Consider the following 12,830-nt stretch of genomic DNA (forward strand, 5'->3'; position numbering starts at 1 on the left):
GCCTGATCCGGGCGCTGAAACTCGGTGACGGCGCCCTGCCCGAAGGCACCGATGTGAAGTCCCTGAACGAGATTTCCGCCCGCATTTCCGCCTCCGAACGCCGCGCCATGGCGGCGGAACGCGAAACCACCGACCGCCTCATCGCGCACCATCTTGCCGACCGGGTCGGCGCCATTTTCGAAGGCCGGATCGGCGGCGTGACCCGCGCCGGACTGTTCGTTAAACTTGACGAAACCGGCGCCGACGGATTCATTCCGGCTCGCACCATCGGCGACGACTATTTCCAGTATCACGAGGACCGCCACGCCATGATCGGCCGCTCCACCGGCGAAACCTACCGGCTGGGCGACAATGTTACCGTGAAGCTGGTCGAAGCGATCCCTGTTGCGGGCGCGTTGCGGTTCGAACTGATGTCAAGCGGCCGGTCCGGAAAGCCGGTTCCGGTGCGCCGGGTCCGCGATCGGCCGACCCGCGCCCGCGACAATGGACGCCGCGACGAGCGCTTGCCGCGCAAAAGACGAGGATGAACGGATGAGCTTTGAAATCGCACAACCTCGCCGAGATGGCTGGCTCTCTCTAAAGCGCGGGCTGTTAGGTGCGTGTCCGGCTTGCGGTGAGGGCCGCATGTTCCGCGCGCTCCTGAAGGTCAACGATCATTGTCCCTCCTGCAATGAGGCGCTGCATCACCACCGTGCCGATGACTTCCCGGCCTATCTCAACATCGTGCTGGTCGGACACATCGTGGTGCCAATGGTGCTTGCGGTCGAGATCGCATTCGCCCCGGCCTATTGGATTCACGCCGCGATCTGGCTGCCGCTCACGCTGATCCTCGCCTTCGCGCTGATGCATCCGATCAAGGGCGCGGTCGTCGCCTGGCAATGGGCGATGCGCATGCACGGCTTCGATCCAGAAGGCGACCGGAACGATCCGGTGAACGATCCACTGCCGGCCGCGACACCCTCACAATGCGCGAATTGACAGATCTTGAGCGGCTTCTCACCGAGGCGGAGCGCGAACGCAACTCGCCGAATGTGCGTCCGAAGGACGCGGCGACCCTGATCATCGTCGACCGGTCGGGTGCGGCGCCGAAGGTGCTGCTCGGCAAACGCCATCACGCCCACAAGTTCATGCCGGGCAAATTCGTATTTCCAGGCGGGCGGCTTGAGCCACACGACCGGTTGATGCCTGCGGCATCGCCGCTCAATCCCTTTACCGAGAAATATCTGATGCAGCAGGTGCGCCGGCCAAGTCTCGCACGCGCCAGGGGGCTGGCGCTTGCCGCGATCCGCGAGACCTTCGAGGAGACCGGCCTCATCCTCGGCGCGCCTCTGACCGACGCGCCGCCGGTGCCGGACGGGCCCTGGGCCGATTTTGCCAAGGCGGGCTTCTACCCCGACCTGTCCTCGCTGCATTTCATCGCACGCGCGATCACGCCGTCACGGCGTCCACGCCGTTTCGACACCCGCTTCTTTGCCGTCGATGCCTCGACCATCGTCCACAAGGTCGAGAATGTGATCCATCCCGAGGCGGAACTGGTCGAACTGGTGTGGATGCCGATCGCGGACGCCCGCAGCCTCGATATGCCGACCATCACCGGCGTGGTGCTGAAGGAACTTGAAGCGCGTGTCGCTGCGGGCTTCGGCCATGATCTGCCGGTTCCGTTCTATCGGATGCCCAGGAAGGTCTTCAACCGCGCCCTGATCGCCTGACATCCGGACTGCGAAAACCTCCACCGGGCCCGTCTGGCGGAAATAACCGGCTGCCTTTCCTTGACTTTGGCCGCTTTGCCGCTAGTTTCCGGGCCAAATCTCCCCCCGTCATTTCGAGGTCATCATGGCCAAGGCCGTCACCATCAAGGTCAAGCTCGTGTCCACCGCAGACACCGGTTATTATTATGTCAGCAAGAAAAACTCGCGCACGATGACCGACAAGCTGGCGAAAAAGAAATATGACCCGATCGCCAAGAAGCACGTCGAGTTCCGCGAAGCCAAGATCAAATAGGCAAGGCCCACGCTGCCTTCCTTTACCGGACTTCGGTGTTTCGCGCGCGCGAGGTCGTGCTCTGCGCTGCGCGGATGATACAACTATTGATCGTAATTCTTGATCGCACAGCTCATAAGAGGTGGCCGGCCGGAAGCGGTGTCATGAGGAGGCCACTCGTCACCGCCCCCGGGCCGGCCGAACCCCACGGACCCAGGAGATGCGGCGGACCTGAGCACTCCGCAGGGTTATCGAAGAGCTGCACCTTGAAGGCCGGGCGCCGCAGCCGGCCCTACTTCAAAGCAGTGGCGCGACGCCGCTGCGTGGTGGCGACCAAGCTATCCCGTTACCCCTTAGAAATCAAAGCCGAAGGCCCGAAATGGGCGTCATTTTGCCGTCAACGTAAAGGATTAGGGTTTCCGGTCTTGCGGCCGGCAGATCGGCTCAGGCTGCGTCTGCGACCACCCTGTTACGACCGTCGCGCTTGGCGCGGTACAGCGCCTGGTCGGCTCGTTTGAGCAGCTTTGCCGCGGTGTCCTGGGCTGTTTCCATCGCCGCAATACCGATCGAGATCGTGACATCGATTGCGCGGCGGCCCTGCTCGATCGGGAACGGCTCCGACGCGATTTTGCGGCGCAGGCGCTCGGCGACGGTAGCCGCAACGGCCATGTCGGTGTCCGGCATCACCACCACGAATTCCTCGCCTCCGATCCGGCAGGCAAGGTCGATCCCGCGTATCGACTTGCGCACGCGGATTGCAAATTCCCGCAGCACGTCGTCGCCGCAATCGTGGCCATAGGTGTCGTTGATCGACTTGAAATAGTCGATGTCCATCACGAGGACAGCAAGATGCTTGCCGCGCAGCACCGCGGTTTCGACCAGCTTGCCCAGGTGGCTTTCCATATAACGGCGATTGTGCAGACCCGTCAGCGCATCGGTGATGGCAGCCTCGATGGACATCTGCACATTGTCGCGCAGCCTCTCCGTGTAGCGCTTGCGGCGGATCTGCGTTCGTACACGGGCCTGCAATTCGTTGCCGTCGATCGGCCGCAGCAGATAGTCGTTAACGCCGATCTCGAGGCCTCGCATCAATCGCGCAGTATCGTCGGGCTCGCAAAGCGCCAGGATCGGCAGGTTGCGGGTTCGTTCAAGCGAGCGCAGCTGGCTGCACAGTCGCAGTCCGTCGAAATTTTCCAGGCTGAGCGAGACGATCAGAAGTTCGTAATTGCCCTCGGCCGAACGGAACAGCGCCGAACTCGGGTCGGATTCGATTTCCACCAAATGATCGCTCGCAAGCCTCGCCGACAGCCGCTCGTAAGATGCCGGGCGGTCGTCGACGATCAGAATCCGTCCGCCCTCACCCTGCTCCAAAATGGCTTCGCGCTCGGCGCTCTCGATGCCGATCTCGCGTGAGGTGGCTGCGCGCATGCGCAACTCGTCGGTCATCATTTTCAGCCGCGTCAGCGAGCGCACGCGCGCGATCAGAGCAATATCCGATACCGGTTTCGTCAGGAAATCGTCGGCGCCGGCCTGCAGTCCGGCGACCCGGTCCGACGGCTGATCCAGAGCGGTGACGATCACCACCGGAATATGATGCGTCGCCGGATTGCTCTTGAGCCGACGGCAGACTTCGAAGCCGTCCATATCCGGCATCATGACATCGAGCAGCACGATGTCACATTCCGCCCGCTCACATGCGGCCAGCGCTTCCGCGCCGCTATGGGCGGTGATAACGTCGAAATATTCCGCCGACAGCCGCGCTTCCAACAGCTTCAGATTGGCGGGAACGTCGTCGACGACTAGAACGCGCGCGGTCATGATCTGATCGGGTTTCTATGCGTTGCCGAGAAAGTGCCTGATGGTCTCAATAAACTTGCCGACCGAAATCGGCTTCGAAAGATAGGCTTCGCATCCGCCTGCGCGGATCCGCTCTTCGTCGCCTTTCATCGCAAAGGCGGTGACGGCCACGACCGGAATCGATTTCAATTCCGCGTCGTCCTTGAGCCATTTCGTCACCTCAAGTCCCGACACTTCCGGCAGCTGAATATCCATCAGAATGAGGTCCGGACGGTGACGGCGGGCCAAGTCCATCGCATCGATCCCGTTGCGGGTGCCGACAGTCTGATAGCCATGGGCCTCGAGAAGGTCGTGGAAGAGCTTCATATTGAGCTCGTTGTCCTCCACGATCAGGACAGTCTTGGCCATTCCCCCGCCCCTCCTGGGCTAAACTTCACCTCGCCCAGTTTTCTCAGGCCTGGAGCGCCGCGATGCCGAAAATGCGGACTCAGAGTATGCGCCTAAGGCTAGTTCCCATTCGTTACAGAAAGGCAAACGACAGGCCATGAATAAGCTCGTCAGGCTGGCCCGCGCAGACGCCAAAAATGTGGCAATTCAAGCACTTGGGTTCCTCGCTGGAGACCCGAGCGGATTGGCGGATTTCTCGCTGCCACGGGGATTGGGCCGGGCGACATTCGAACCGCCGCTAGGGAGCCCGGCTTTCTCGCCGGCGTGCTGGATCACCTGTCGGAACGGGAATCCGTGTTGCTGGCCTTCGCTCAGGAAGCCGGCCTGCGCCCCGAGCAGATCCTTCAAGCCCGCGATACCCTCGCCGGACTGCCGGTCGAGCGCGACATACCGTGAGCCGGCGATCCATTATGAACCATGATGCCGCGCGATGACGCCGGGATTTTGCCGCGACTGCTTTGCAGGGGCCGGCCCCGGCCCGCGCTGCATCGCGTGCGGCTCGCCGCGGCTGGCGCGGCACCCGGAGATTCATGACCTCGCGGTCGCGCATCTCGACTGCGACGCGTTCTATGCGACCATCGAAAAGCGCGACGATCCGAGTCTTGCGAACAAGCCCCTGATCGTCGGCGGCGGCACCCGCGGCGTGGTGTCGACGGCCTGCTATATCGCGCGCACCTATGGCGTGCATTCGGCCATGCCGATGTTCAAGGCGCGCAAGCTGTGTCCCGAGGCCGTGGTGATTAAGCCGAACATGGCGAAATATGTTTCGGTCGCACGCGACGTGCGGGCGCGCATGCGCGACCTGACGCCGCTGGTCGAGCCGGTCTCCATCGACGAGGCCTTTCTCGATCTGTCCGGCACGCAACGCCTGCATGGTCGCAGCGCCGCGCAATCGCTGGCGCAGCTTGCATCGTCGATCGAACGCGACATCGGCATTACCGTCTCAATCGGACTGTCCTACAACAAGTTCCTCGCCAAGATCGCATCCGATCTCGACAAGCCGCGCGGACTGGCAATGCTCGGACGTGCCGAAGCCGCCGCGTTTCTCGCACCGAAGCCGGTTTCGATCATTTTCGGCGTCGGCAAGGTGACGCAGGAGCGGCTCGCGCGGCTTGGCTTTCGCACCATCGCCGACCTGCAAAAATACGACGAGATCGAACTGATGCGGCGGCTCGGCGCCGAGGGGCAACGGCTGAGCCGGCTCGCCCGCGGCATCGACCATCGTAAAGTGGTCCCCGACCGCGACGCCAAGAGCATCTCGGCAGAAACCACCTTCGACACCGATATCGCCGCGCTGCGGCCGCTGGAGAAAATCCTCTGGGACCTGAGCGAGAAGGTGTCCGCGCGGCTGAAGGCGCAGGATCTGAGCGGCACGACTGTGACGCTGAAACTTAAATCCGCGAACTTTCAGACACGGACGCGGGCCCGATCGCTCAGCGCACCGACGCAACTGGCAAGACGCATTTTCGACTGCGGCCGTGACCTGCTGGAAAAGGAAATCGACGGCGCGGCCTTTCGCCTGATCGGGATCGGCGTCTCCAGCCTTCAGCCCGCATACGCCGCCGATCCGGAAGACTTGCTCGATCCGAACGCGAAAAAGATCGCCACCAGCGAGCGCGCAGTGGATGTCTTGCGGGAAAAATTCGGCCGCGACGCCATCAGGCGCGGCCTCGCATTGGACGATGACCTCTGAGCATCAATCGCAGGCTTTGGAAGGCCGGGTTTCCAGCGAGGTCATGGTGCCGGACACGACGAAGTCGTTATAGTCGAGCGACAGCGCCCGCGAAACGCCGTTCTCGTAAAGCTCGAACCGGATCCCATAGACCGGGAGCTGGTCGCCGTCGGCCTTGGTCTTGTCGAAATAGCTGATGGCGACCGGCCAGCGGCGCAGCTTCGACAATTGCTCCTCCCGTCCGGCCGCGTCGTCAGGCTTTTGCGCATCCGGCTCGATCGGCTGACCGATCACCGTCAGCGTGTCGTAGACCTTCTCCCCGGTATCGGAACCGTCAAAGACCGGGCCCTGCAAAAGGGTTTTGCCCTGACGCGCCGCGACGATGATCCGACGCATGTGATCGGTCGGGAAAAAAGCGTCCGCCTCAATCCCGAAAGACTTGATGGCTGGCTTGCGCAGGCGGACATCGACCTGCGCGCTGCCGCGCTCGGCCTGACCATCCACCGCATTCTTGGGTTCCTGATCGACGAAATTTTCCGAATTGAACCGGAAGGATTTTGCCGCAGCGTCCTCCCAGGTCGCGGCGCGCATATCCGTCATCATGCGCACCCCCTCGCCCGCGTCGATCTCGGAGACCTGACGGAATTGCAACGCATAGCCTTCGCAGCGGCTGCCTGAGAAATCGTAAAGGATGCGCCCGCGCACCGCCTCGATCGGCCGGTTGCCGCGCGACGAGGCGAGCTTGAGATCGTAAACCGCACGATGCGAGGTGAATTCGATCGCCTCTCCGGTCTGAACCGGTGCGGGAAGCGCGACCACCGGCACGAATATAAACGCAGCCGCCATGCTGAAAAATCGGGCGTCGATCATGAAATGCCGAATCCTCGTTGACCTGACAGTTAAAATCCAGGACGGCGCCCCGCAAGCCGCCCCACTTGCGAAGCCCCGGCCAATCGGCGAAGAGAATGCGTCCATTGTGAGGCGTCGCGCATACAGGAGGATCCATGGCCGGCACCGTCGAAAAGAAGCTGACCGATCTGGGTATCGTATTGCCGACCCCGGCGGCGCCGCTGGCCAATTATGTCGGCTTCGTACGGACCGGCAATCTTCTGGTGGTATCGGGCCAGCTTTGTCTCGATGCCGAGGGCAAGCTGGTTGCCAAGGGCAAGCACGGCGCCGGTGTCTCTGTAGAAGACGGTGTGAAGGCCGCGCGGGTCTGCGCCATCAATGTGCTGGCCCAGATGAAGGCGGCGCTCGGCGATCTCGATAAAGTGACGCGCGTGGTGCGGCTCGGCGGCTTCATCAGCGCGGTGCCGGACTTTCTCGACGGCCCGAAGGTCATGAATGGCGCCTCCGACCTGATGGTGGAAGTCTTTGGGGACAAGGGGCGGCACGCCCGCACCACGATCGGCGTGTCTGTACTGCCGCTCGATGCGGCGGTTGAAGTCGAAGGGATGTTCGAGGTCTCCTGACGGCGGCGCGCCATGCCCGGTCTCGACTGGCTGACCGCGCGGCCGGTGGCGCATCGCGGATTGCATGACGCGGCAGCCGGCATCGTCGAGAATACGGCCTCGGCTTTCTCGGCTGCGGTGGCGGGCGGCTACGCCATCGAATGCGACCTGCAATTGTCCGCCGACGGCGAGGCGATGGTGTTTCACGACGATCGGCTGGGACGCCTGACCGGGCGCGACGACGCGGTAAAATCCCTGAGCGCGACCGAATTGAAGGCCATCGTGTTCCGGGCAACGCCGGACCGCATGCTGACGCTTGGAGAGCTCTGCGATCTGGTCGCCGGACGTGTGACACTGGTGCTCGAACTCAAAAGCCATTTCGACCGGGAGACCGCACTTGCCGCGCGCGTGGCTGCCGTGCTTGAGAGCTATGCCGGTCCGGTAGCCGCCATGTCGTTCGATCCGGTCATGGTCCGGGGTCTTCGCTCGGCCGCTTCCGGCCTGCCGCGCGGGCTCGTCGCGCAAAGCCGTATCGATCCGGAGGTCCGCACCGTTTCGCGATGGGACTATGCGGCCGCCGCACTTTCCGCTCGTCCACATTTCCTCGCCTGGTCGGTGGCCGACCTGCCCGGAGTCTGGCCGCTGCTCGGCCGCTGGGGTTTCGGGCTGCCGCTCCTGACCTGGACGGTGCGCAGCGAAGCCGACCGGCACCGCGCCGCGCGATGGGCTGACCAGATGATTTTCGAGGGATTTCGGCCATAAATTCCGGCTAAGCTTGCAGCCGAATGTCCGAAACCGAAACTTCATCGCAAGACCGTCCGATCGAACTGCAATTGCGGGTGGTGTCCGACCTCGGGGCCGTGCCGGCCGCCGCATGGGATGCCTGCGCCGCAACGCCATATGACAATGTGGATGAAACCCTTCAGGCGACACCTGATCCCGCCAAGGCCTGCGCTCCGGCGGCTCCCGCCAACCCGTTCGTCTCCCACGCCTTTCTGTTGGCCCTTGAACGGTCCGGATCGGCCACGCCGCGCACCGGCTGGGCCCCGCAACACCTGTTGGCCGAAACCACGGACGGCGAAATCCTCGGCGCCGTCCCCTGCTATCTGAAGTCGCATTCGCGCGGCGAATATGTGTTCGACCATGGCTGGGCCGACGCCTATGAGCGCGCCGGCGGCAGCTATTATCCGAAGCTCCAGGTGTCGGTCCCGTTCACGCCCGCGACCGGCCCCCGCCTTCTGGTCAAGCCATCGCCCTATGCGGATGCGGTGAAGGACGCGCTGGCGGCCGGGCTTCGGGCGCTGTGCGACCAGCGGCAGGCCTCCTCCTGCCATATCACCTTCCTGCCGAAACCGGACTGGGAACGGCTTGGCGAACGCGGCTTTCTGAAGCGCACCGACCAGCAATTCCACTGGCGCAACGCGGGCTATGCAAGCTTCGAGGACTTTCTGTCGGCGCTCGCCTCTCGCAAGCGCAAGGCGATCCGGCGCGAGCGCCGCGATGCGATCGAGCACGGCATCACCATCCACCCGCTGTCCGGAGCCGATCTGACCGAGGCGGTGTGGGACGATTTTTTCGCCTTCTACATGGACACCGGTTCGCGCAAATGGGGCCGGCCCTATCTGACCCGCTCGTTCTTTTCGATGATCGGACAGACGATGGCCGACCGCATTCTGCTGGTCATGGCCAAGCGCAATGGCCGCTATATCGCCGGCGCAATCAACTTCATCGGCTCGGACGCGCTGTTCGGCCGCCATTGGGGCGCCATCGAGCATCACCCGTTTCTGCATTTCGAGCTGTGCTATTACCAGGCCATCGAGTTTGCCATCGAACGAAAGCTCGCGACCGTGGAAGCCGGCGCACAGGGCGAACACAAACTGGCACGCGGCTATGTGCCGGTCACCACCTATTCGTCGCATTACATCGCCGATCCCGGCCTGCGGCGCGCCATCGCCGATTACCTGAAGCGGGAGCGCGCCTATGTGGATGCGGCCGGCCGCGAGCTTGAAGCAATGACGCCTTTCCGCAAGACTGCGGACCTTGAGTGAGGATCAGGATGCCGGCCTACGACCCGAACAACATTTTCGCAAAGATCATCCGCGGCGAATTGCCCTGTCACAAGATTTACGAGGACGACCGCGCACTGGTGTTTCTGGACATCATGCCGCGCGCGCCGGGCCACGCGCTGGTGATCCCGAAAAGCGCCGCCCGCAATCTCCTGGACGTCGATCCGGACGATCTCGCCCATGTTGCGAAAATCGCGCAGAAGGTAGCGAAAGCGGGCATGCAGGTGTTCGCAGCCGATGGCGTAACGGTGCAGCAATTCAATGAGAATGCCGGCGGACAAGTCGTATTTCACCTGCATGTGCATGTGATTCCGCGCAAGGAAGGCATCGCCATGAAGCCGCCCGCGAGCGAGAAGGAAAAGCCCGAGATTCTTGCCGATCAGGCGAAGAAACTCGCCGCGGCGATGGCCGCTCTCTAGCTCTCTTCGGCCTAACCCTGCAGCCTCTGGAAGGCGAAGGCGCCGAGGATCAGCACGGCTTCGCCGATCGCGACGCCTGCAAAGACCGAGCGGCGGAAAGCCAGAAAACCGGCAAAACCCGCGACGATCGCAAACAGCCGCACCGACAGCGGCACGGTGGCAAGCGCACCTGGCGCAAAGAAGATCAGCTTGGCGATGACGGCGGCGAGCACCGCGGTCGCCACCGCCCTCACCCAGACGAGAATTTCCGAGCCTTCGTCGATGCCGCGCGCCAGCGCGAAACCGAGCCAGCGCCAGATTTCGTTCGGCAGAAAGCCGACCATGACCAGCACGACATAGGGCCATAGCGCGGACGTGGTGAGGCTCACCGCAGGCTCTCCCGGATGCGGTGGCCGATATAGGCGATGGTGCCGCCGGCGATCCCGGCCCACATCACGTCGAGTTCGACCTCGCGATAAGCCAGGATCGGACCGATGACGAGGCCGAGAAGCAGCGCCAGCCTGTCGACCAGCAGGCTCGAATTGCGCGTGATGGAGACAAGGAACGACATCGGTGTCAGGAACAGGAGCGCGGCTGTCAGCAGCGTCGGCAGGCGCGCCGCGAGATAATAGCCGGCCACGGTACCGATGATCGCTGCCATCATGTAGCCGCAGGCCAAGCCGTTGCAAAAGGGAATGCGCCGTTCCACCGGCATCAGCGGCGTGAGCCGCATCGACTCCACCCACATGCTGACCGCGGTGAAATGCGCGGGCAGCAGCAACTGCCACGTCCGTGTCTGCGGGCCGCGCAGCAGCGGCATCAGCGACACCACCATCGGCAGCAGGCGCACGCCGCTGAGACCGACGGCGATTGCAACCTCGATCAGCTTCGCGCCGCCGCCGAGCGTTGAGATCAGGATCACCTGAGCGGGGCCTGCCCAGACCAGCAAGGTGGACCACGTCACCCAGGCCAGGCTGAAACTGAAATCATAGGCCAGCGCGCCGATGCCGACATAGGTGCCGAACAGCACATAGGCGAAAACCGAAAGCCAGGCCGACTTCACGCCGCCGGCAAAGGCGGCGCTGTTGCTTGCAAAATCGATTCGGTGGGGCTCCGGCATCCGCCGCACCATGCGGAAAGGCGCAGACAAGAACAACGGCCAGCCGGCTCATGGCCCAAACCTTTGGCTGCATGAGTAACGTGCTGCCTCAGATGACGAGAAGCCGACGGTTTGCCGAGCGTACCGGTGCACGGCGCCGAGCATCAGCCCACACCCATGATCGCGCGGATTCTCGCGAACGAGGATCGGGTTGTTCGTCCGCCACTGCTGCCAGACTGCCACTTGCAGCCGTATTTGATACGTTATAACATTACATCCAAACGAAATCCGGAGATTGCCAATGACATCGCTGCAGGATCGCATGCTCGCCGCCAGTGACGAGATCGATCGCGACCTGGTCCCGGCCAATTTCCACCTGGCCCGCGACGCGATCCGTGCCGGCATCGCGAAAGCCATGGCAACCGGGGCGCCGGACGCAACGCTGCTTGCGGTACTGATGGCCGAGACCCTGCCGCGCCTCGTCAACGCCTACGGCCCCGGTCGTGCCGCCATCATCCTCGCCCGGCTCGGCCGCGATATCGGCGCCGGTCTCGCGCCGAATTGCCGGCCGCAATAGCGCGCGCCCGCCTCATGAAACTCCACGCAACGCTTTTCGGGCATCACGATGCGGCAAAGGCTTCCGGTCACCGTGCTTTCGGGTTTTCTCGGCGCGGGCAAGACCACGCTCATGAATCACATCCTGAACAACCGGCAGGGCAAGCGGGTTGCGGTCATTGTGAACGACATGAGCGAGGTGAACATCGACGCGGATCTGATCCGCGATGGCGGTGCGAAGCTCTCGCGGACGCATGAAACCCTGGTCGAGATGACCAATGGCTGCATCTGCTGCACGCTGCGAGACGATCTCCTGAAGGAAATACGCACGCTCTCCGAGGACGGCCGCTTCGATTATCTGCTGATCGAATCCACCGGCATTTCCGAACCGCTGCCGGTCGCAGCAACCTTCGATTTCCGCGACGAGGATGGCGGGAGCCTGTCCGACGTGGCTCAGCTCGACACCATGGTGACCGTGGTCGATGCCGCCAATCTTCTCAACGAATACGCCTCGACCGACTTTCTGCGCGAACGCGGCGAGTCGCTCGGCGACGAAGATAATCGCACCATCGTCGATCTCCTGGTCGAGCAGATCGAGTTTGCCGATGTGATCGTGCTCAACAAGATCGACGACGCCGCGCCGGACAAGGCGGAGGCCGCGCGCAAGATCGTACGCGCGCTCAATCCGGAGGCCGATGTCGTCGAGGCCAGCTTCGCGCAGGTACCGTTGCAGAGAGTGCTTGGCACCGGGCGCTTCGACTTCGAACGGGCGCAGCGACATCCGATCTGGTTCAAGGAGCTCTACGAGTTCGCCGACCACAAACCGGAGACGGAGGAATACGGAATCTAGAGCTTCGTCTATCGCGCGCGGCGGCCGTTTCAGCCCGCGGCCTTCCACCGCTTCATCAACGAGACATGGCCGGGCGTGATCCGCTGCAAGGGACATTTCTGGATCGCAACGCGGCCCGACTGGGTCGGCGAGATCAGCCAGGCCGGCGCGATCGTGCGTAGCGAAGGCCGCGGCTATTGGTGGTGCGCGATCCCGCCGGATCGCTGGCCGCGCCACAAGGAATGGCGCGAGATGCTGCGCTCGTATTGGGACGATACGTTCGGCGACCGCCGGCAGGAAATCGTATTCGTCGGTTCCGGCATGGACGAGCGCGCATTGAGGAAGCGGCTGGATTCGTGTCTGGTGACAACGCCCGAAGAGTCTGGCCTCGCTATCGAGAGCTGGAAGTCCCTGCCCGACCCGTTTCCGCTCTCGAAGCGCTGACGGACCGCGCCGCCGGCGGGATTGTCATCGGGCTGCCCTGACACCTCGCTACGCTCCGCTGGACAGGCAAGGAATGTTCCTGTTATGTTCTC

16 protein-coding genes and 1 pseudogene are annotated in these 12,830 nt (G+C 63.2%); 12 read left to right on the top strand and 5 right to left on the bottom strand.

The features are described from left to right. The 4 genes from ACK41X_RS08430 to rpmG form a co-directional block, all read left to right on the top strand. The coding region (locus ACK41X_RS08430; protein WP_409721284.1) for a S1 RNA-binding domain-containing protein at positions 1-527 on the top strand (527 nt) is incomplete at its 5' end. A 4-nt stretch (positions 528-531) separates the two neighbouring features. Further along, positions 532-978, top strand: coding sequence for a DUF983 domain-containing protein (locus tag ACK41X_RS08435; RefSeq protein ID WP_409721286.1), 447 nt, complete (start codon positions 532-534; stop codon positions 976-978). After that, on the top strand, positions 966-1,709 hold the full coding sequence (locus ACK41X_RS08440; RefSeq protein ID WP_409721289.1) for an NUDIX hydrolase: 744 nt from the start codon (positions 966-968) through the stop codon (positions 1,707-1,709). Before ACK41X_RS08435 ends, ACK41X_RS08440 begins: the two co-directional genes overlap by 13 nt. Positions 1,710-1,833: 124 nt before the next feature. Continuing rightward, positions 1,834-2,001: a 50S ribosomal protein L33 gene (gene rpmG / locus ACK41X_RS08445; protein ID WP_325704970.1), complete on the top strand. Its 168-nt coding sequence runs from the start codon at positions 1,834-1,836 to the stop codon at positions 1,999-2,001. A 423-nt stretch (positions 2,002-2,424) separates the two neighbouring features. Here rpmG and ACK41X_RS08450 read toward each other — a convergent pair whose 3' ends face one another. Both ACK41X_RS08450 and ACK41X_RS08455 read right to left on the bottom strand, forming a co-directional pair. Beyond that, positions 2,425-3,798 carry a PleD family two-component system response regulator gene (locus tag ACK41X_RS08450; RefSeq protein ID WP_409721291.1) on the bottom strand — a complete coding sequence of 458 codons (1,374 nt, stop codon included), beginning with the start codon at positions 3,796-3,798 and terminating at the stop codon, positions 2,425-2,427. Positions 3,799-3,813: 15 nt separating this feature from the next. After that, positions 3,814-4,185 (bottom strand): response regulator, encoded by a 372-nt coding sequence (locus ACK41X_RS08455; protein ID WP_409721294.1) that lies wholly within the window; start codon positions 4,183-4,185, stop codon positions 3,814-3,816. A 264-nt stretch (positions 4,186-4,449) separates the two neighbouring features. On the opposite strand from ACK41X_RS08455, the gene ACK41X_RS08460 reads away from it, so the two are divergent. Continuing rightward, the gene (locus ACK41X_RS08460; RefSeq protein ID WP_409721392.1) at positions 4,450-4,620 is read left to right on the top strand and encodes a DUF3572 family protein; all 171 of its coding nucleotides are present in this window, start codon (positions 4,450-4,452) and stop codon (positions 4,618-4,620) included. Between the two features lie 34 nt (positions 4,621-4,654). Continuing rightward, on the top strand, positions 4,655-5,917 hold the full coding sequence (locus tag ACK41X_RS08465; protein WP_409721297.1) for a DNA polymerase IV: 1,263 nt from the start codon (positions 4,655-4,657) through the stop codon (positions 5,915-5,917). Positions 5,918-5,920: 3 nt separating this feature from the next. On the opposite strand, the gene ACK41X_RS08470 is transcribed toward ACK41X_RS08465, so the two are convergent. Further along, positions 5,921-6,766 (bottom strand): cell envelope integrity EipB family protein, encoded by an 846-nt coding sequence (locus ACK41X_RS08470; protein ID WP_409721299.1) that lies wholly within the window; start codon positions 6,764-6,766, stop codon positions 5,921-5,923. A gap of 134 nt (positions 6,767-6,900) precedes the next feature. Between ACK41X_RS08470 and ACK41X_RS08475 the strand changes: the two genes are divergently transcribed. From ACK41X_RS08475 to ACK41X_RS08490, 4 genes are read left to right on the top strand one after another with little or no spacing between them, the layout of a single operon-like run. Continuing rightward, entirely contained in the window at positions 6,901-7,368 is a 468-nt protein-coding gene (locus ACK41X_RS08475) for a RidA family protein (protein WP_409721303.1), read from the top strand. A 12-nt stretch (positions 7,369-7,380) separates the two neighbouring features. Continuing rightward, complete coding sequence (locus ACK41X_RS08480) at positions 7,381-8,109, top strand: glycerophosphodiester phosphodiesterase family protein (RefSeq protein WP_409721306.1); 729 nt, start codon at positions 7,381-7,383, stop codon at positions 8,107-8,109. A 23-nt stretch (positions 8,110-8,132) separates the two neighbouring features. Beyond that, positions 8,133-9,395, top strand: coding sequence for a GNAT family N-acetyltransferase (locus ACK41X_RS08485; RefSeq protein WP_409721309.1), 1,263 nt, complete (start codon positions 8,133-8,135; stop codon positions 9,393-9,395). Between the two features lie 8 nt (positions 9,396-9,403). Next, on the top strand, positions 9,404-9,832 hold the full coding sequence (locus ACK41X_RS08490) for an HIT family protein (RefSeq protein WP_409721312.1): 429 nt from the start codon (positions 9,404-9,406) through the stop codon (positions 9,830-9,832). Between the two features lie 11 nt (positions 9,833-9,843). Here ACK41X_RS08490 and ACK41X_RS08495 read toward each other — a convergent pair whose 3' ends face one another. After that, complete coding sequence (locus ACK41X_RS08495) at positions 9,844-10,155, bottom strand: AzlD domain-containing protein (protein ID WP_409721395.1); 312 nt, start codon at positions 10,153-10,155, stop codon at positions 9,844-9,846. A 41-nt stretch (positions 10,156-10,196) separates the two neighbouring features. Continuing rightward, entirely contained in the window at positions 10,197-10,931 is a 735-nt protein-coding gene (locus ACK41X_RS08500; RefSeq protein WP_409721315.1) for an AzlC family ABC transporter permease, read from the bottom strand. A 280-nt stretch (positions 10,932-11,211) separates the two neighbouring features. Between ACK41X_RS08500 and ACK41X_RS08505 the strand changes: the two genes are divergently transcribed. Together ACK41X_RS08505 and zigA are read left to right on the top strand one after the other, a co-directional pair. Further along, positions 11,212-11,487, top strand: a complete 276-nt coding sequence (locus tag ACK41X_RS08505; protein ID WP_409721317.1) for a hypothetical protein — start codon at positions 11,212-11,214, stop codon at positions 11,485-11,487. A 48-nt stretch (positions 11,488-11,535) separates the two neighbouring features. Further along, positions 11,536-12,738 (top strand): annotated as a pseudogene (zigA, locus tag ACK41X_RS08510) (zinc metallochaperone GTPase ZigA). Positions 12,739-12,830: the final 92 nt, after the last annotated feature.

The sequence above is a fragment of the Pseudorhodoplanes sp. genome, assembly GCF_046289595.1.
GTDB lineage: Bacteria > Pseudomonadota > Alphaproteobacteria > Rhizobiales > Xanthobacteraceae > Pseudorhodoplanes.

Excerpts from the sequence above, each read along its gene's own strand:
- ACK41X_RS08435 (WP_409721286.1), top strand. The coding sequence starts at position 532 with ATGAGCTTTGAAATCGCACAACCTCGCCGAGATGGCTGGCTCTCTCTA.
- ACK41X_RS08440 (WP_409721289.1), top strand. The coding sequence starts at position 966 with ATGCGCGAATTGACAGATCTTGAGCGGCTTCTCACCGAGGCGGAGCGC.
- rpmG (WP_325704970.1), top strand. The coding sequence starts at position 1,834 with ATGGCCAAGGCCGTCACCATCAAGGTCAAGCTCGTGTCCACCGCAGAC.
- ACK41X_RS08450 (WP_409721291.1), bottom strand. The coding sequence starts at position 3,798 with ATGACCGCGCGCGTTCTAGTCGTCGACGACGTTCCCGCCAATCTGAAG.
- ACK41X_RS08455 (WP_409721294.1), bottom strand. The coding sequence starts at position 4,185 with ATGGCCAAGACTGTCCTGATCGTGGAGGACAACGAGCTCAATATGAAG.
- ACK41X_RS08465 (WP_409721297.1), top strand. The coding sequence starts at position 4,655 with ATGACGCCGGGATTTTGCCGCGACTGCTTTGCAGGGGCCGGCCCCGGC.
- ACK41X_RS08470 (WP_409721299.1), bottom strand. The coding sequence starts at position 6,766 with ATGATCGACGCCCGATTTTTCAGCATGGCGGCTGCGTTTATATTCGTG.
- ACK41X_RS08475 (WP_409721303.1), top strand. The coding sequence starts at position 6,901 with ATGGCCGGCACCGTCGAAAAGAAGCTGACCGATCTGGGTATCGTATTG.
- ACK41X_RS08480 (WP_409721306.1), top strand. The coding sequence starts at position 7,381 with ATGCCCGGTCTCGACTGGCTGACCGCGCGGCCGGTGGCGCATCGCGGA.
- ACK41X_RS08485 (WP_409721309.1), top strand. The coding sequence starts at position 8,133 with ATGTCCGAAACCGAAACTTCATCGCAAGACCGTCCGATCGAACTGCAA.
- ACK41X_RS08490 (WP_409721312.1), top strand. The coding sequence starts at position 9,404 with ATGCCGGCCTACGACCCGAACAACATTTTCGCAAAGATCATCCGCGGC.
- ACK41X_RS08495 (WP_409721395.1), bottom strand. The coding sequence starts at position 10,155 with ATGGTCGGCTTTCTGCCGAACGAAATCTGGCGCTGGCTCGGTTTCGCG.
- ACK41X_RS08500 (WP_409721315.1), bottom strand. The coding sequence starts at position 10,931 with ATGCCGGAGCCCCACCGAATCGATTTTGCAAGCAACAGCGCCGCCTTT.
- ACK41X_RS08505 (WP_409721317.1), top strand. The coding sequence starts at position 11,212 with ATGACATCGCTGCAGGATCGCATGCTCGCCGCCAGTGACGAGATCGAT.